Origin of the sequence: Spirosoma arboris (assembly GCF_009754945.1) — a bacterium.
Taxonomy (GTDB): domain Bacteria; phylum Bacteroidota; class Bacteroidia; order Cytophagales; family Spirosomataceae; genus Spirosoma; species Spirosoma arboris.
Genome location: NZ_WPIN01000004.1, coordinates 665017 through 684068 on the forward strand (window position 1 = coordinate 665017; position 19052 = coordinate 684068).

At 48.1% G+C, this 19052-nt stretch carries 14 protein-coding genes; 3 read left to right on the top strand and 11 right to left on the bottom strand.

Annotated features, from left to right (window positions below):
• The first annotated feature begins 24 nt into the window (after positions 1-24).
• The 3 genes from GO755_RS13810 to GO755_RS13820 all read left to right on the top strand — a co-directional run bounded on the left by GO755_RS13810 (position 25) and on the right by GO755_RS13820 (position 2327).
• Positions 25-360 carry a PKD domain-containing protein gene (locus GO755_RS13810; RefSeq protein WP_157585661.1) on the top strand — a complete coding sequence of 112 codons (336 nt, stop codon included), beginning with the start codon at positions 25-27 and terminating at the stop codon, positions 358-360.
• A gap of 6 nt (positions 361-366) precedes the next feature.
• Entirely contained in the window at positions 367-1443 is a 1077-nt protein-coding gene (locus GO755_RS13815) for a hypothetical protein (protein WP_157585663.1), read from the top strand.
• A gap of 68 nt (positions 1444-1511) precedes the next feature.
• Positions 1512-2327 carry a hypothetical protein gene (locus tag GO755_RS13820; protein ID WP_157585665.1) on the top strand — a complete coding sequence of 272 codons (816 nt, stop codon included), beginning with the start codon at positions 1512-1514 and terminating at the stop codon, positions 2325-2327.
• A gap of 8 nt (positions 2328-2335) precedes the next feature.
• On the opposite strand, the gene GO755_RS13825 is transcribed toward GO755_RS13820, so the two are convergent.
• The 11 genes from GO755_RS13825 to GO755_RS13875 all read right to left on the bottom strand — a co-directional run bounded on the left by GO755_RS13825 (position 2336) and on the right by GO755_RS13875 (position 18975).
• Positions 2336-3745 carry a WG repeat-containing protein gene (locus GO755_RS13825; RefSeq protein ID WP_157585667.1) on the bottom strand — a complete coding sequence of 470 codons (1410 nt, stop codon included), beginning with the start codon at positions 3743-3745 and terminating at the stop codon, positions 2336-2338.
• A 39-nt stretch (positions 3746-3784) separates the two neighbouring features.
• The gene (locus tag GO755_RS13830) at positions 3785-4522 is read right to left on the bottom strand and encodes an FkbM family methyltransferase (RefSeq protein WP_157585669.1); all 738 of its coding nucleotides are present in this window, start codon (positions 4520-4522) and stop codon (positions 3785-3787) included.
• Between the two features lie 134 nt (positions 4523-4656).
• A complete protein-coding gene (locus GO755_RS13835; protein ID WP_157585671.1) occupies positions 4657-5259 on the bottom strand; it encodes a retropepsin-like aspartic protease family protein in 603 nt (200 codons plus the stop codon).
• Between the two features lie 82 nt (positions 5260-5341).
• Positions 5342-6868, bottom strand: coding sequence for a CHASE2 domain-containing protein (locus GO755_RS13840; protein ID WP_157585673.1), 1527 nt, complete (start codon positions 6866-6868; stop codon positions 5342-5344).
• Complete coding sequence (locus GO755_RS13845; RefSeq protein WP_157585675.1) at positions 6865-7686, bottom strand: hypothetical protein; 822 nt, start codon at positions 7684-7686, stop codon at positions 6865-6867. The genes GO755_RS13840 and GO755_RS13845 overlap by 4 nt, the downstream gene beginning before the upstream one ends.
• Before the next feature lie 17 nt (positions 7687-7703).
• Complete coding sequence (locus GO755_RS13850; RefSeq protein WP_157585677.1) at positions 7704-8987, bottom strand: caspase family protein; 1284 nt, start codon at positions 8985-8987, stop codon at positions 7704-7706.
• Positions 8984-10600, bottom strand: a complete 1617-nt coding sequence (locus tag GO755_RS13855) for a M48 family metallopeptidase (protein ID WP_157585679.1) — start codon at positions 10598-10600, stop codon at positions 8984-8986. Before GO755_RS13855 ends, GO755_RS13850 begins: the two co-directional genes overlap by 4 nt.
• 27 nt (positions 10601-10627) lie before the next feature.
• Positions 10628-12220 carry a caspase family protein gene (locus GO755_RS13860; RefSeq protein ID WP_157585681.1) on the bottom strand — a complete coding sequence of 531 codons (1593 nt, stop codon included), beginning with the start codon at positions 12218-12220 and terminating at the stop codon, positions 10628-10630.
• A gap of 288 nt (positions 12221-12508) precedes the next feature.
• On the bottom strand, positions 12509-13804 hold the full coding sequence (locus GO755_RS13865; protein ID WP_157585683.1) for a hypothetical protein: 1296 nt from the start codon (positions 13802-13804) through the stop codon (positions 12509-12511).
• A 126-nt stretch (positions 13805-13930) separates the two neighbouring features.
• Positions 13931-17365, bottom strand: coding sequence for an acetate and sugar kinases/Hsc70/actin family protein (locus GO755_RS13870; RefSeq protein WP_157585685.1), 3435 nt, complete (start codon positions 17363-17365; stop codon positions 13931-13933).
• Between the two features lie 119 nt (positions 17366-17484).
• Positions 17485-18975, bottom strand: a complete 1491-nt coding sequence (locus GO755_RS13875) for a hypothetical protein (RefSeq protein ID WP_157585687.1) — start codon at positions 18973-18975, stop codon at positions 17485-17487.
• Between the last annotated feature and the right edge of the window lie 77 nt (positions 18976-19052).

The following is a 19052-nucleotide window of genomic DNA, read 5'->3' on the forward strand; positions in this document are numbered from 1 at the left end:
TTTGTTGTGTCTCAACAAATAACTATGATAAGGTATTCTATTTGTTTATTGGTGTGGCTGACCACAATGGCCTGTGAATCATTTGATTTAGAGAAGAAAAAATTTCCGGTATGTGCGAAACCGTCGGCTTCCATTGGCTATACGGTTGGGCAGTTAGATGTTACTTTTTTTCTAGATAATCCACAAGGTGATATCGGCGTTGCTGGCTGGGACCCCGGCGATAATAAAGGCAAAACTCGTGTTGGAACGCGGGTAACCTACAACTATGATCAGCCAGGCACGTATACGATTACGCTCAATATTGCCAATTCGTGCGATGATAAGTTTACAACAACCCGGCAAATTACTGTCAGCAATTAACGTATTATGCGTCTATTACTCCTTTTTTTTCTTTGCCTATTTCTGGTTTTACCGGGCCGGGCGCAGGAGCGCGTTCGTCATGTTCAGATCTATGTAGTTGATTCAGTGCAGCTCGAAATTCACTATGATCTGATCAATGCGCGCCCTGGAGATTCTGTTTATTTTGAGGTGCGCAGTCGACTACGCGGACCGTTGCGCATTTTGCCCGAGTTTGTACGGGGCGATATAGGAACTCAGATTACAGCAGGATCTGATCGGCGAATAATCTGGGATGCCTTAGCCAACGGCTATTCGCTGAATGAAGAAGTGCAGGCAAAAGTACTCGTAAAAACAGGTATCCCGCTCATGGCTTCTCAACCGGTAGCTACTAAGCCCGTAACTGAGTCTGCATCGACAACAGAACCAGCAGAATCAGCTCGCCGAAAAAAAACAACACCGACAAAGCCGTCCGTTTTTGCCTTGGATGAGGTGCCATCGGCTCCGGCTACCACAACTCCTGCGACTCCCGTGGTTGTAACACCAGCCCCACAACCGCCAGCTTCAGTAGCAGTTTCGACGCCAGCACCTAAACAGAATCCACCTCAACCTGCAACTGTGACTCCGACTTCGGAATCTGCTCCGGCAACTATGGTACCTGATTCGACGAGACCACCCAAAACACGTTACGCTGGTCCTGCCTGGGCTTTGCTATCAGCCGTGGCGCCAGGTATCGGTAACATTTTTGTACAGATGCCGAAGCCTAAAGTAGGGTTACGTCCGTTGCTGACAATAGGGTGCTACGGCCTGATTGCCTATGGATTGTCGGAGCGAAAGAAATCGCAGGATGAATACGCCATTTATGTGGACCAGAAAAACATGACTGCTGGTGAACCGTATTATCAAACAGCCAACGATCATCACCATCATTACTTTATGGCCACACGAGGGGCTATGGTTGTAGCGGCAGCCGATGTGATTCTGACGTTTATTAAAGGACTTCGCAATAGTCAACTGCAGAAAGCATCCCAACATAGTCAATCGGTCATGCTTCGGCCGGGGATTCAGGCGGGGCAGGTAACAGCTGTTGTGCGGTACTCATTTTAATTTTGACTGATTCACTAATGCGTCATCAAAATTTACTCAATCGTTCATTCAAAAGTCACACATTAATCATGCGTTTATTCCTGACAACTTGCTTTATAGCACTGGCATCGGTCATCAGCCTGGCGCAGTCGACGGGGCGACGTGCGAAATCGGCAATTTATTCGGCATCTAGTGACTGGCAGAAAGTAACGCTCAAAGCAACTGCACGCCTAACTACTACTAGCAAGACTGCTGTGGTAAGCCCGTCTGTAACGCAATTGAGCGATCGGATGGAAGCTACTTCTGCCGGCCCGTCGTCATCTGCCAATATCGACTTCCGACCGGCTTTTGTAGGGGATTTTGCGACCAATCGGAATGGCTGGAGATCCGGTAATCGTGGCGATTACAATTACCAGATCGGTATGGGTCGATACAGTGTTCGCAAACTGAATGTACGCACTCAGCAGGTGGCGTTCAGTGCAGTTGAACTGCCCGTCGATATAAACCTAAATAAGGCTGATATATTCACGATAAAGGTTGATGTGCTGGCTGATTCGGGGCAGGTACCAACGGGCGGAATACTCTTTGGCGTGAAAGACTCACTCAATTACAACGCTTTTATGCTGAATGTGAAAGGCGAAGTGTCGATTATTCGAGTAGCCAATGGGAGGACATTTAGCGATTATATGTCAGGTGATTATTTCTCACCGGGTGTATCCGTCGAAAAAAATCGGAATAGACTCATGATACAGCGTAAGGGCGACACGATACGGTTCTACATTAATAATCAGGAAATTCGCACGAGTCCGTATCAGTTCAAAATACTTTCCGGGAATGGCATTGGTATAATGGCCTCTGGATATTGGACTTCGTTCCAGAAACTAAGCGTCACGCTAGGGTTGTGATAGAGAGATTAATTCCTCACCTGTTCGCCGTTGCGATTGATGGTCATGAGCTGGCCGTTCAGAAATACAGAAGCCGTATTGCCCCGAAACGGCGTTACGGCTTCATATTCAGGCTGAATAACCCATTCATCCGCTTCATTAATGTATCCCCAGCGACCATGACTCCGAGCGCGTCGCCAGCCGCGGTCGTCGGTTCCCAGTTCTACTTTGTCATACGGTTTGTTGCCAAAAGCTTCTTCATATTTTCCTTGTCGGGCATCGGTAGGAGAAGCTGGTTTCGGGGCTGACACGGCTGCCGTAGGCGTATCGTCGACGGGTTTATTGACAGGTTTATCTTCTTTTTTCGGAACATCAGTTGAAGCAACAGGCGGGGTATTGGGAGCTTCAGTTGGCGTATCTGTTGCTTCTGTTGTTTCCGGTTCTTTGTCGGGCTGCTGATGACTTACCGTTGAAACTCCTGCTGGCCGCTCCTCCTGCAAGGAACTGGTTGCCTTTTCGGTTTTAGGCTTGGGTTTCGGCTCATTGCTCTTTGAGTTGCTGCTTTTAATAAACCAGTAAATAATAGCCAGCAGCGCCAGCGCGAATAGAACGCCGTACACACCACTTCGGTCACGTGGAATTACGTCTACCCGCACGGTACTCAGTGGATTATTATTGGCATCGAAAAGCGTGTAATCTGTGCTCTTTGCTGGTTTTACCCAGCCTCGATTAGTCGGTGATAACCCTTCGCCTAAATCATCAATTGTGACGGCCAGTAGGTTCTCAACTTCCCAGGATAGTGTTACCGACTGTCCCTTGTGTATACGAGCGGGCGTAGCAGTAAACGACCGTACAATGGGCGGGGGCTCATACAGGTTAAACGAAGATTCAGGATCTGCCTTTTCAACAACAACAGGTGGCGGCACGACAGGTGGTACCACTGGTTCAGGGTCTCGTATCGTAATTTTTTGAGGCTCTGGCTCAGGTCGTTCAGGTTCGCTTTTGATCAACTCCTCAACGATGTCGGGTTTTGTTGCCGGCGTATTAACCGTTGGGGGAGTTACTACAGCTGGAGCTTCCGGAGTTTTTGGAGCCGAGCTTGCTGCCAGACGTTGTAGGACAAGAGGCACCCATCGATTCCTGACAAAGTCGGGTGAGAGCTTTAGAGAGGTTGCGGCATTAATAATCTGGCTTAAATCCTGCTCAATCAAATGCGCACGAGAGGGTTGGGCTAATCGGGCAATACGAGCCTGTATGTTTTGAAACAGCAGGCTATTGTTGGCGACCTCCTGGCTTACTTCGTTCGCTCGTTTGAGTGCGTCGGCCAACGAAAGGCCTGCCTGTTGTGCATCCTGAAGATAGCCGTTAGTTCGCCAAACGTCGGGCCCGTCGAGAACAATGGCTTCACGAAGTCGGTCGGTCAGTTCGGTTTCCGTCATTGGATGGCGCGTCAGGGTTTACAGCTGAAATCAATATTTTTAAGAATAACGCATAAACAAAGCAGTTGTCCACGAAAGTTCTAGGCCACGCGCCCGTTCTTTTTCATAATAGTCAACTAACCGCATATTGTGGGTGCGCATTAGTGCAAGAATCTCCAGTGAATCAGACTGGCCTTCGTATAAGGACGAAAAGTTCAGTTCCAATAGAACGGCTCTAATTCGTTTCTTTTTGAACAAGTCAACTCCTCCCCGAAGAACCGGAAGCTCAAATCCCTGCGTATCAATTTTAAGTAAATCAATCTGTTCGATACCTTGTGCTGAACAGAAACTATCCAGCGTATCTACCTGAACCGATTCGGTCAGAATCAACTCTTCTTCCGCAAATATATTTTCCGATTTGTCGGCGTTCATAGGCAGAAACGAGCTTAGTTCAGATTGTGTGTAATTGCGAAATTCGGCAACTCCGGTCTGTTCGCCAAGGGCGAGCTGGTGAAGCTGAACCCGTGACCCAAACGATTGACTCGCCAGGGTTGCAAAGGTAGCTGATGATGGCTCAAATGAATGAATAATTGGATCACGAAAACAGTCCTGAAGCAATTGAATGGTTTGCCCACGATTGGCTCCTATATCGAAACAGACCGGATTATCGTTCCGAATAATTACGTTCAGATCATACGCCAGCTCGTGACCATTTACCGCATTTGGGTATCGTCGGGCAACAAATAATCCGAAGAATGAAAACACCGATTTTATGTAATCGACTAGTTTTTTGCTCATGGTTGTCAAAATGACCGGAATAGTGTCATCATTTAATTGACTCAATTAAGCGTTTTTAGTCATGCAAAGCACTCAAAATCCGTCAATTTCTCCAGAAATAAAGCATTAACGGATAGGCAAATAAACATCAAATTTTAGTCGAACGTCACCACATTACGTCGGTAATCCACAGAAATTTTTCCAAACTTCGACAAGGCCGACTGGCCGAGCAGGAGGGGAGCCTTCGTGCTCCGTACCACATTGGCATTCACGTTTTCCAGAACCCGATCACCAATCTGCACCGATTTAAGCCGGATTATATCGCCGGGCGACAGATCGCCATTGGCATCTTCAAAGCGCGACTGTCCCACAATATCAGCTTCAGTAATTGTACCTTGCTTCATCATAAATTCGGCTTCGGTAGATGAGATGGAGATCAGACTGGCCCCTGTATCCAGAATGAATTTCATGGGATGACCATTGATAATTACCGGTACCTTATAAACGCCCTTATCTTTTTCCATAATGACCTCCGTAGGCCCACTTCCAATTTGAGTGAGTGTCGGCTTAGGGGCTGGCGTTGCAGGTTCAGCTGTTTGGCTGGTTGGTTGGTCTGTCTTGCTACCCTTTTTTTTGCGCGGCTGATGACTCCCCGACCGCGAGCAACCCGAACAGCCTGACAGGTAGATAGTCATGACCAATAAGCATAGGAATGCAATGAGCCTGATAGCCATTAAGTGGGCGTGTGTGGTTTTCATGTCTATGTAACGAATGAGAGACCCAGACACGACACCTTGCCTCATATTTTTTTGACAGGATTTACGAGGCTGTCGAAAAAAGTTATTCGTGATGTTCTGATTCGTGATGATATAATTCCTCAAATACCTCCGTTACGGTAGCTATGTAAACGCCAATGACGACCAGATTGATAAGATGGTTGAAAAAGGCAATAGCGCCCAGGAGAACTAGAAAGGCAAGGATGTACGCCTGATTGTTAATTAGTCTCTGCGCAAAGGTATAACCCTTCTCACGTAGCCAGTTTGTTAATTTTATCCATGAACCCGACTTTTTAGAGGGTGCCTTTTTTTTCAAGTGATGCGGTTCCTGCATCAACAGATAGCCTACGCCCCAAAATCCAGCCATTAAATAAAGCAAATAGCCAAACCCGATTAAGTGGCTACCAGCGAGCAAGTTCATAAACATGTTTATCAGTAGAATGGACCCATGCATTTGCCCCACCAGGGTATGGTGCATATCACGATCAGAATCTTCAAACAGTCCAATGAATACAATGCTTCGTTTGCAGTGATTGTAGTTATCCCGAAGTTGCTCCAGAAAGGCCGTTCGCCCACCGAATTCAGTTGTGTCGGGATCGGTGACTTCGCCTAACCGGAAAAGATTGGGCAAAAGCCGACCGGTAGCATTCTCCAAACTAGTGTCCGATTCGGCTTCTCCCCAGTTGAATAAAGGCGGTAGCCAGGGATGGGCGCTCTCTGACTCTGATTCCGTCTCACGACTTACATCCTCATTATCGATCCAGAATTCGGGCACAAATAAGTCAGATTTTATGAAACCTTTAGCTTGTGCAGACGAACTGGGTGGGCAACCCGGCTTAGACGGAGCAGCCATGAGTCGATTATACAGAACAGTTGGCAGGCTTGCGAGGTGGCGCTCTGTCGAATCAAAAAAGTCATAGGTAAAGAATGTTCCGTCGTAGTACTTCGTAATATCGACCGATCCACCATCCAGCACTTCGGTATTAACCGCCGAATTATCATGTACAGATTTACTCTCCGTCAGATCACTCTTGGCTATGAGTAAGTGATGCTGCGCATTCAGTGAATCGAAAGCGGCTTGCAGTGCCTCATCCTGCGCTTTGTTTGGCGATAAGGAGCCAAACGTCAGATCACAAACCACCATATCGACAAAATAACGGCTCGAATCCTGCTCATTCGTCAGCGATTTCAAAAACTGGGCAAGTTTCTGTCGATCTGTAATGAGCTGATTGGATCGCCAACTGGCATTAAGGGATGAATCAGGAATTAAAGCCAGATCGTGCGACACATCGACCAGTAACAGGCGGTTATCCTTCAGCAGTGCGTTGATCGACTGATTCTGATGTAACTGGCTTTGAATGTGATGTAATCCAGAAAACAGAGCAACTTGCTCCTTAAGTAGCAAGGGAAATTGACCCGAATAGAAAACCGTGAATACGGTAAGCAGTAGCGCATTTACGATTGGAAATACCCATCGAAATGTTTGCCGGGGGAGAGATTTTAGTAACAGATAAACGGCCCCGAAAACGACTAGAAAAAGGAGTGTTTCGAGTAGCCAGCCGTGTTCCGATTCGAGTTCGAGACTAATCATGGAGTACAGGTGATCTGTTCGTTCTGAAGCAGACTTTTAACGACCCTCCGCTGGGCCGAGAGGTAAAGTGCCGGACTAACGCATTGTTTTCCACCCCAGTTGCGGGTCAGGTAAGCGACCAATAGTTCGGGTAGCTCGGAGCAGGGTGGCGCTTGATCCATAGTCCATCCTCGCAGCGAACGAACAAGTTGAGCACGCTCATCCGGCGATAGAAAATAAAAGGTTACTGAGTGTGTTTCGCCATCTATACCTACTTGAGCGGGCAAATTGCGACCTGTTGTCAATCCTGGAAACATACCTGCATACAGCAACAACTCTGTGCGTGCAGCATTGAGTGGCAACGCATAGTTTTTCTGGCCAACTGTAAGTGTAAATCGGGTTTCGGGAGTAAAGTCACCTAGTCGAATACGGAGCGTGTCCAGTACAACGGTCGTATCCTGAAAAAAACAACGCTGGTTATCGCCCGGCTTTGCATTGGTATCCAGGCCTCCTCGGCCGGCGGCTGCACTAACCGACTGTTCAAAAAAGAGTCCCTTCTCGCCAGCCGACGCCTGCCAGAAACGGACTTTTTTGTCGGGATAATGAATCGCTACCTGAAAACGGACCAGCTTTTCGTTTTTCCGCCAATCCATCAGATATTTCTGAAGTAATGCTTCGTTCTGGCCTTGGTCCGGCACGGGAAGGCTAGCCACTTGTTTCGCCAGTGTATGATACCCTTCTACTGAGCCAGGGCATAAACCAACCCGGTATTTTGCCTGGCCGTTCACTGTTAACGTGGCCAGTAACGTAAGGATAAATCCAAGGTTCAGGATACGCATTGTTGTGTTTCTATTTTTTATTTATCAAGCCGCTCCAGAATTTCTTCCAGTCGGCGAATAATTGAAGGCAAATCGCTGCGGGCCTGCTGAACTAACTGAATAGGTCGTTGTGCGTACTTCTGAATAACCTGATACCGCTCATTGACCTCGTCGGTGCTTTCTTTAACCCATTTTGTATCGGTATCGAATTGCTGCTGACATCGGGGCGACAAATCGCCAATTCGATTGAACAGAATTCGATTTAGGCTTTCGTAAAATGGCTTCTGATTCCTGTAAAATAGGGAGAATGACTTGGCATAGGCATCCGCATTATTCGTCGTTATGGAATTGTTCATATCGCGAAGCAACGGCATATCTTCCCGAATACCGGCAAGGGCCACCTCATTTACAAATTGATCGAGTGAAGGACAGGGTGCATCGGCGGGTCTGGTGTTCGTGAGCGAGCGACTCACAAGGGCTGGCTGAGTTGGTTGCGCGACGGAGAAAGGAGTAAGTTCCTGTTCAAATTGCGGACTTTGTGTCTGGCGATTTTGCTTGGCCATAGCTTCGGTACGTTTCACAACATCATCAAGCAGTGTTTTCCAGGTCAGTAACCCTTTCCGATTAATGGAACACCAATCGAGCAGGGCGTTTTGAAACGATATGCTCATCCATCCGCCTTTGGGGTCGCTGTGCGAAAACTGATTCCGTTGTGAACTGCTCATAAAAAAACCACCCTGCCAGTTTCGAAATAAGCTTTTGATACGCTCGGGATTCAGATTGGTTGGAGGCATCACATCAATAGGTCGTCCGCTGGTAATAGGTACGGGTGGGTCGGTTCGTTCTTTGTTGCAGGCATCGCCCATCACAATGGTCAGGCGCGGTTTCTTCGCCCGAATGCGGGCGTATAACTCGCGCAGGTTACGGGCCGATGCGTCGATGGTGGCGATATCGGCGGTGGCTTTTCCGAAAATCAGTGATGGGTAAGCATTCTGGCGACTGTTAAAGCCATGTCCCACGAAGTAAAAAAAGACGACATCATCCTTGCCGGGGTTTAGCTCATTTAGTTTTTTATCTACTTCAACCGCCTGACACTTAGGGCCATAAAATCCGGCCATATTCAGCGTTAGACCACTGTATTGGGCAATAGTCTGAGCCAGGCCACCATTGCCCGTGAGTGAGCTGTACGTTTTCATGTCATTGCCACCAATACTCGGATCGTCGGTATCGGCAAATACAATAAAATGAAGCGTCTGGCTTTTTACCAACGGACTCACTACCAATAAGCTAAGGATCAACCCGATTGCCAGTGTATGTCTCATGGTTTGGGCCCTTTTGCTGTTGACGGACGATTGCGAGTCGCTTTGCTTTTGATTAGCCCTACCATTCGTTCATGTTTCTCCGTGTTGACGACTGCCTGCGACAAATCGGCGTTGATATAAGCCGTTGAGAGCAGGAAGCTAATGTGATTGAAACGATCCCGAGAGCGAGGGTGAGAGGCATAAATCGACTCGCGTTTTTCGGGTGGTACTGATTTTTCAGAGGAAGTCTTTGCCGCCGTAGGTTCATCCATCATCTGCATCATCATGTTGGTTGCCTCTACGTCGCGCTTGGCCCCTTTTTCATCCTGCGCTAGTTTTTTCCAGATGTTAGCTGCTTCACGGGGATCATAACCTGCATCGTACATATAGCGTAACCCAATACGGTCGGCCTGCATTTCCTGCGATCGACTGTATTCGCTGATATACATTTCCGACAGTATATTCAGGAAAGCGATTGGAAACCCACCTGGTCCCATTGTGTTCACCGATGTTCGACTTCCCTGGTTCGTTGGATTCGTTCGGACCATCTGGTTTGATCGCTGATTTGCCCGGTTAGTTTGCTGGGACGATGCGTTTACCCCGGCGGTAGTTGCTACCGATAATACATCCGTAATGGTTTTCCAGCTTTTGCGATTCCGATAATTTTTAGCCTGATGTTTCTGCGTTACGTGCGCAATTTCGTGGCCGATAATCGCAGCCAATTGCGCTTCATTAGCGATGTTCTTTAACAGACCAGTATGAATCACGACAGTGCCGTTCGGAAATGCCGACGCATTCATTGACTCATCTTCGACAAAATAATATTTAAAATCAATATGATCAGGGTGTTGCGGGGGGAGCGTTCGTAAGTATTGTGGAACGAGTTTACGACCAATACTATTCACATAATCCTGAAGTGTGTTGTCAGTAACGAAGACTTTGGTGAATGTCTTGCCGATGCTAAGTCGGTTTCGGTCAACCTTCATCCCCAAATCAACCGCCCGACGCAGCATCTGATCATCGGTATTTTCCTCAACGGGCCGGGCGGTGCCGCGCGATATGTAGATGAGGCCATCCGTTTCGCGCTGGCCGTGTAAGGTTAGTTCGCACCCTAACTGGAGTTCGCTGAACGAGGTGAATTTTTTGTCTTTCCATTCATTCTGTCCCTTCACTACAGCGTCCTTGTCGAGAATCACCAATTGGCCATCGACCGAAGCCCGTTTCCCGTCCAGAAACTCAAATAGTCCCGTTATCGTAACCGAGCCATAATAGTTGTCGGACAGCACGACTTCTTTGGCAATATTTTTCAGACTGCGCTGATAATGATCGATGTACAGATTAACTTTCATTCCGGGGACAATGGCGGCTGGCGTGAGTTTATCCTCAGGTTTTACTTTGTCGATCTTTCGAAATCGCTTTAGAAGGAGCGTACTACTCGAAATATTGATGCTTGAGTACCGGGCGTCAGGATCATCTTCGAGATACACCTCCATTGTATAATAGGGTGGCGCGAAGCTAAGTACCGTAGCGTTCGTGAATTTCTTGTCGAGTGGTACTTCATTCAACTGCGCCTGAGCAACCGATTGGTTCGTCAGCAGCAACAGAAGCAGGATGAGGTAGCATATATTTTTCATTGTTTATGGAGTCAGGTAGAGGAATCATCAGAAAATAAGCTCGTCGGTGGTCTGGTTCAGGTATTCGGGTCGTTGTAACGTGCCTGCCTTCTGCGAGGTTTCGAGTACTTCGCTGCGCACACTTTTCAGCGCCTGTTCTAATGTGTGTCCTTTTTTTAGATGACGCAATAGGGCTTCCGTATAACATCCATTGCGGCCCGGCCCGTTCCAGGCGCGGTTTCCGGCAGTCGTTGCCTGCGCCACACAGCAGTTTCGGATGAAATTCTCCACAACAATGGGTGTAAAGGGTGGAGGAGTAAAACGAGGCATTCCATCGGCACCATCGACTGGAGCTTTGACGTTTTTTAATGGGTCTTCGCGGCAGGCATCGAGCACAATGACACAGAATCGTGGATTTTTCTTTTGCAATTGCTCAATCAGTGTCGTGATCAAAAAGGCGTGTTTCGTGAGATCTTCATCGTATCGTTTGGGTATGGTTGGATGTACTTCAATGTCAGTTGGGAGCAGGTAATTGGCCCCATTGTATTGCAGACCGTGCCCGGCGAAATAAAAGAAAACTAAGTCGGCATCAGTAGCGGTTTCGTAAAAATCGTTGAGCTTGTCCCGAAGCGTTTTTTCTTCCGTGTTTGTCTCGATGATAGACGAAAATCCTAATTCCCGAAGTCGGGTATTTATGGCTTTAGCATCGTTTATGGGCTGATCCTGAAGAGGAGGTGCAATGTTTAGATACTCAGAATTTCCAATCACCAAAGCCACTCGTTTGCCAGTGAATGTAGACGCGACAGCATTTGTTTCGGCAGGTTTTGTAACGCCGGTATTCGGTATTCCGCTTGTTTTTGAAGGTAATAAACCCTGTTTAAGTAACCCCTGCTGACGTACTTCGGCATCCGGGTAACCCGGTTTCTGAGCCAGCGCTTTGGTATAATAATCAGCTGCATGGGCGTAGTCTTTTTTTAGTTCGTACGCTTCACCAAGGTCGGTTAATACACGGTAGGCTTCACCGTGCTGTTGGTCCAGACTACGCTGGAAATCGGCGATAGCCTCATCGGGTTTACCACTGTAGAGCTTCGCCCGACCCCGATTTCGGTATGGATAAGGTGAGTTAGGATTTAGGTCGATGCCTTTTTGAGCGGTCGTCAGGGCTTCGGCAAGACGATTTTGTTTAACTCGGCAGTAACTCAGTCCGCTATAGTAAGTAGCTTCTTTAGGTTTGAGTTGAATGGCACGACTATAGTCAAAGGCTGCACGATCATATTCGCTTATCTGAACTAGTAAATAAGCCCGCTGCGCATAATAGCGAGCAGCTGTGTCGACTAGCGCAATAGCGGCTGTGGCATCGGCAATACCTTCTGCATAGCGTCCAAGCCGACCACGAACAATAGCTCGCCCAATGCGAACCGCATCAGCATTAGGAAGCAGTTGTAGGGCTTTTGTATAAAGGGCTTCGGCTTTCGCAGGATCAGATTCGTTGTCGGCGCTTTTAGTAAGTTGCTGAACCGTTCGCTCCACCGACGATTGCGCATAGAGCGAATTGGGAATTAATAAAACAAAGCCTATCCACCCGAAAAACACCCATCGAGAAGCCAATAATTGACTAGAGACGTAAACAGACCTTGCCATTTCGCCAGATGATGTTTGAGTGGATAGTTAGAAAACCACTAACTATGAGTTGGACGCTTGTTCAAAAAGTCTCCCAATTTAAAGACAATCGCTTGATGAGAAAATAGTTAGCCCTAACTAGTAGTTGATCAGGTATTCATCATTTCGTTCAAATCAGTTAACCCAGTGGAGCATAACAATATAGGAGTTTCGCAACAAGCGGTGAAAAGCCGTGCCACGGTTTATTTGAGCGTCATGTAATAACCGTGGCACGGCTTTTCACCGCTTGTTGCGAAACTCCTACAATAATTACTCATACCGGATCAGCGCCTTCGTTTTCACGCGCCAAACACCATTGTCGAGTATGGCCTGACCATCCTGACGCATGGCAATGCGAGTATATGCAGCGGTATAGCTATTCTCGCTCTCGCAGGCGGGTTCAATCATATAATTTCGATAGGTCAGAAACCGGGCTACACGACCAGGTTCAGCCTCAAACCGGAATGAGGCTACCGACGGATTATCGGCACTAACGCTGAAGCGGTAAGCTGATTCGGGCGATAGAGAGTCCGATTTCTGCGCTAGATCGAACTGACCGTTGGGATCGGGTGGAGGGAAGTAAAATACTTCGGAACGGGGAGGAGTAGGTATGGGATCTGGTAGTCGAACAAAAGGAATTTGCTCCTGCAGTTGAACCGGTTCGGGTAGTATGGTGGGCTCAATCTGTGCTGGCTTAGGCGTTGGTTTACTAAACTGCTGTTTCAACTGCCGTATGGCCATCAGCGGATTGTCTGTGCCTAATTCGGCAACAATCTTATCGTAGGCATCCGCTTTTGGGCGATAATCGACTCGTAAAGAATTGACTTCGTTGACGGGTTTAGTAGGTCGCCGGAGTGATTCTAAAGAATTTGATAATCGATTGTTCTCCGTCAGTAACGCGTTGATTTCAGCCTGTGCTGCCCGATACAACAGTAAATAAATGGCTCCCGCGCCAACCAGCAATCCAACAATACCACCTACGATCATCATCCAGAGTTGTTTGGCTTCTGCCTCTTTTACCCGACTCTCCAATTGACCCTGTTTAAAAACTGTCGGATCTATATCTGCTTCGTCTCCTGGTGAGACCTGAGAAGCAGTTGAGCTGTCCGAAACTGCTGGGACTGGTTCGGGCGCAGCCGGAGGTAACATCTGGTCAATTTTAGCCAGTATCCGTGTCTGAATGGCTGGGCTAAGGGGTTTTCCATAGTTATTGTCGGCTTTGTAACGGGCGTAGAAATCAGCCAGTTGCTTCCGAATGGCCACATTTGCTTCTTCTGGCGACATTGCAATAAAAGGAGCGGTATTTTTTAGCTCATTTAATTCCTGCATTTTCACCCCAACCTGATCCCAACTGCCTACCGTACGGATAATCATTTGGGGATCGCAACCGTCGCCACAGTTCAACAACTGAGTATGGATTTCCTGCGCTTTCGGCTGATTAATCTTCGCAAACACAGCGATCGCCACATCTTTAGTCATCGTATCAACCGCCGACTGGTTGATATTTTGGGCGAATGTTACTGATGTAAGTAGTGCGAAGAAGCTTATAAAAGATAGTCTTAGCATAAAAGAAGGTTAAGTAGCCGATCATCTAAGTCATTTATAACTAACGGCAGATAGTAGCTGCTCCGTGCTGTCAGATTTAAGAATCTGACAGCACGGAGCAGAGCAAAGCACGCAACTTGCCCAATACTACGCCAGCGCATTCGCTAATTTGTTAATAGCGCCAATGAGCGGGTAGAAAAACAACGTTTCTTCAATAGGTGCGCCAAGGGCATCCGTCATGCCGCTGTACTCGGCAGCTACATCGCCCTCTTTCCGCTGAATACCATCCATAAGCGATGTATCCAGATGTGTCCGCAATTCCTGTTGTGCAGTTACCAACGACCTCGCCGATACATTCAAATTCCGTACGAAACTAAATTGTTGGTTGATCGCAAAGAAGAAGTCGATAAACGCATTGGTTTCTTTGAGCAGCGAGTCGATCACTTCTGGCTTCCGAAGGTCAGCATAGGTCAGGGCTGGGAACTCGTCGTTGAAGGTCGCTGGATACACATAATTGATAGCCTCTGTATCGACCGGACGGCTGTTTGTGGGTTGCATAAGTGCGCCTTTGCAGGTTACTTCTTTTGGCCCTTTACGCTCATAAAATAGCGTCAGTCCGCTGGTATCATAAGTTTGCTCGTAAACTTTCTCGAAGATAGCCTTCGTCAGTTTGCCCAGCATCTGATCGTCGGAACTGATGATGGTGAGCAATTTAGAGCCTGTTCCGCTAAAGGTAATGGCCCCCGGTAGACTAATATTCCGATGTTTCATCAACCGAGCCACGTGGTAGAGCAGCGCCGTGTAAAACAGTACGAATACGACTTTTAGATCTTCATCTTTGGCCAGTATTCCATTGAATGACAGCATGCTTTTCGCCTTCACATCGTTACTTTTCTCGATGGAAAACCAGAATGCCATAATGTCTTCTGAGCGGTTCGTGTCCAGAATTCGTCGGTTATTGTCGCTCAGATTGCCGAGGCTCTGGCTGTCTAGCAGCGTCTGAATACGGTCGGCGTATTTGCGCACAAACCCGTTGTGACTGGCTGCACCATACTCGCTGAAGGCGTCGCCGTAAATGGCATTGCCCGCAAACCGGAATGAGGTCAACAACTTGGGTTCGTTGCGTTCATAAACGACCACGTCGGACGTTCCACCGCCAATATCCACGTTGATAACGGGGCGGGCCGAGGCACTTAACGTTGGGTTTTGCTTATAATAGTAAAACGGTGCTACCGACTCCGACACCTCACGTAGTCGCCCAGCTGCTCCACCAATGTATCGATCATAAAGCAGCTGCCAGTCGGCGCGGAGTTGACTCACGCGACCAGGAGTCATACTGGCCGGGAAGAACCAGTAAACGGTCGTTTGTGCTAAATTACCCCCTTCGGTTAAGACTTTATTTTTAATGAGCATCAGCAACTCTTCCAGAAAAGCCTCTACCCGCCGTTCAGTTTGATCGCTGGTTTTTGCCCATTTCAGGTTGGTCGTAATGCGGTTAGAACCCGCTGGTTGACGCTCTACGTAGAACGGAATATTGAAGTCGGCAAGCGCCTGAGTCTGCTGATTGAAACTTAGGTTCATTGGCTCAGCAATGGCCGTGCGTGTCGGAAAATTGTCTGGTCGACCGGGACCGATGGTTGGCGGTACAAATTCCAGGTCATATAGCAAAAACAACTCGAACAAGGCTGGATTGTACTGTGCGGGAGCTACCAACGTAGCGACCTGTGGCGTCAGTTCGGCTACGTCGAACGGGCGGGGCGATCCACCGTCCACTTTGTATTCAACGTGGGTGTTGGTCGTTCCGAAATCTACCGAGAATTCAAACTGCTTACTACCACCGTTGTATACCTGCCAGCGTGGAACCAGAATGCCGTTCATTTCGCGACCGTCGCCACGAATATTGGTTTGCAGATAATCGAATTCCTCACGCAATACATAATACACGCTCGAACCGTCCGTATTCTGCTGGCGAACCGTGCGCTGGTGTTTCGATTCAACTTTTACTTCTGTATTGTTCTTCTGACCGAAGTAGGTTAGTTCATACTGATTCTGGCTATCAAAACCCGATTCGATGAGTTGAACCCGATAATCGGCGGGCACAGTTACAGCGCCTGACCGAACAAACGGATAAATATTGACCGTAAACGAGTTTTCAATAATTATTCCCTCGTTTGTTAGTTCATTGGGCGCGCCAGAACTGCCAACTGTCTGACTATAAAGTCGTTCGAAAGTGACGAACTGGTTGCCGGGTTGATTGGGAGCCGTAACGGGAATGTCGAGCGTAACATTAATACCGCCAGCCTGAGGAGTCATTTTCAACCGAACGCGACCCATGAGCAGATCATCGACATCGAAGAAATCAAAGAAATCCTTTTTGAGCGGGAGCAGAAATCCTTTATCAGTTGCGGGTGTTTGAAGGTTTCCATCGAAGAATCGACCCCGATCGGTTGGGAAAGGAAGCCGAATTAAATACGGTTCCAGCAAGTCGCTGACCGTCAGCCAGGGATAATTTCCCGGCTGGCCCGGCAGTGGCCGCTGGTTGTCGCGCCACGATTCGCGAGCGTAATAAGGCACGGGTGTATTCGAATTCCACTGCGCCTGGGGCACATACGTAAACTGCCGGAAAAAGCGGTTTTGCAACGCCATTGGCCGCGGTTGACTCGGGTTCAATCGGGCGTATTTGTCCGATTTGATGATAAAATCACTGACCTTGTCAATGGCGCGGGCATCGGACTTTTTCTTGCGAAGCGGGAAGCCTAACACTTCTACAATGTCACCGGGCCCCGTAGTTAGTTCATCAAAATCCTGATCGAATTTTTCGCGTGTCAACAGCGGCTGCCCATTGTGCGACTCGATATGCTCATAGAACATAGACGGGTTTTGTTGTTGCAACAAACTACGGCTTCGATTCAGGTAGTCGTCCACTTCGCGGAAACGGTCGCGGAAGTTGGGCATGAACTGCTTAATCGCGTACCAGAATTTCTGGTATTCAATGTCGCGCTGGTGCAGGGGGCAAACTGAGGCATCGAACAACCGGTCGTTCCCCATCGATACATCGACCCAGCTCAGGTCGTTGCCCGAGCTGAAGAACAAGGTTTTTGGCGAAGTTCCACCAACTACTCGCCCCCGATAGCTGAGTACGAAAAGTCGATTAATGTCGCCAAAGTTGTATTCAGGCGCATCCTGATCCAGAAACAGTTTCAGCGCATCGCCCAGTCGTTTATGCCCTTGATTTGTCGATTGTCGCAACCGATTGAGATCGGTATGGACGTCGAACGGGGTGATTGTGACATAGGTTTTAAGTTTGTCGTAATTAAAAAACAACTCACCTACATCAAGTGCATCCGACACGATACGCTGGTCGTTCATCGTACCACTAAGGTCGGGTTTAAGGGCCAGATTCAGAAAGGCCGAACGCACCAGATCCATCCGGGCAAACGGACTCGGAATAGATGTCGGCTGTTTCGTTGTCTGACCACCCTGCGGGTCACGGATAGCGGCTATCTGGTCGGTACCAAGCGGTTTGCTAACGTACCAGTGCAGGCCAGGGGTAGGGTTATGTAAGCTGAATGTTGTTGGCATGAGTAAAGGACTAAATCCTTTTTGTCATTCCGACGATAGGAGGAATCTCAAGCTTGATTAATACTCAACTTTGAGATTCCTCCTATCGTCGGAATGACAAAAAAATCAGACTGAAAAGTTTAATAATCCATCACCTTAGGCAGTCGTTCGCGGACAAACTGATCGGTGCCTTCTGAAAATAATTGTATGAATTTATCCGCTTCACTGCCATAGGCTTTGCCTTCGGCGGTTTTGTTGAGCGTCTGGTCGAAGTCGTCCACAATATCTAATTTCACATCCGACTCACCACCGAAAATGCCTTTCTTTTTCGGCTCGAAGCCCCGTACAGTATGGCCGAGATTGCCCGCATCGAGCAGGAACGGCTCAAACGATCGCTTGTTCTCGCGCATCTCGGAAAGCCATTGCCGGAACGCCGTATCGAAATTTTTGACGCTATTGAAAAAGCCGGAATTCAGAAATGAGGTTGAAATAGTCGGATTGGCTTTTGACCATTGTACCGTGCCAGCCGCCTGCCGAAGTCGTTGACTTAAGTATGTGCTGAACAGCGCCATTTTCGACAGGGGCAAGCTAATCAATTGCTTGGTGGCTGCGGCAAGGTTGCCTAATTGAATGCTGATGCCATCCTGTTCAATGCCAAATTCCTTATACACTGGGTTCGCAGGACGACCATTCGTAACGGCCAGACTGCTATCGTCCATATTCATAAAATCCACGATGGCCAGCGCCGACGCCATTTCCACAAAATGGGCCTCGTTTTTCTGTCCGCCCGCGCCTGGGTCGTACGTGTAGGCTTTCGTCTGATCGTCGCCAATGTAATAGAGTGCGTTTACGGATGGATTCACGCCCTTCTGATAGTAGTTCAGAGCCGCTTTGGTTTTGGCGATGAACGAAGCCGGATCGATCAACTTGTTGTCGTTGGTCGTCAGGCTGAAATACGGCATCACTGATACCGCACCGATCTTCGCATTGGTGAGGAAAGCCGGATTGGGAATCTGGCCAATCGCCTGTGCTCCCCGAATGTTTTTGAGCAAAATTGGAAAGCCTGCCGCGCCGGTTCCACCAAAAATAGAACTGACAATAAAGATTCGGTCATTAGCACCAAAGTTTTCTGCAAATGCCTGAAACACATCGGAATACCGGAACTGATTCAGTACCGTACTGCCAATATTGGGGTTGCCAACGAAACCAATGTCCATTTTGGTTTCCAGATTTTCTTCTGAAAACAGAAGACTGGCGAAGGCTTTGCTCGGTCCATCCAATCCTTCGTAATTGATATAATCCCGGAATTTCTCTTGCTGAACGCCTTGTAATTCAAAAACATAGGTATCTGCAATAGTGGCATTGCCACCGATTGACCGATTAAGCGTTTTGATTTCGGTGCTAAAAAAACCAGAGGTTGGTTTGGTTTGCATGCCCGCGCGAATGTTGCCGTATTCACGCAACAGATCTTTGGTTCGAAGGAGGTCGTCGTTGGTGGCATGGGGGTCCAGCACAATCGGGATCACCTCGTCGGTATTGTTCAATTTAACGCCAGAGGCCAGCAAAAACGTCAGGGCTTTCAGCACCCTCGAGCCAGTTCCGCCAATGGCGAAGACAAATAGTTTAGCCATGTTTTTTTAATGTTAGGCTCCTTTTGTCATTCCGACGATAGGAGGAATCTCAAGCTTGATTAATACACAACTTTGAG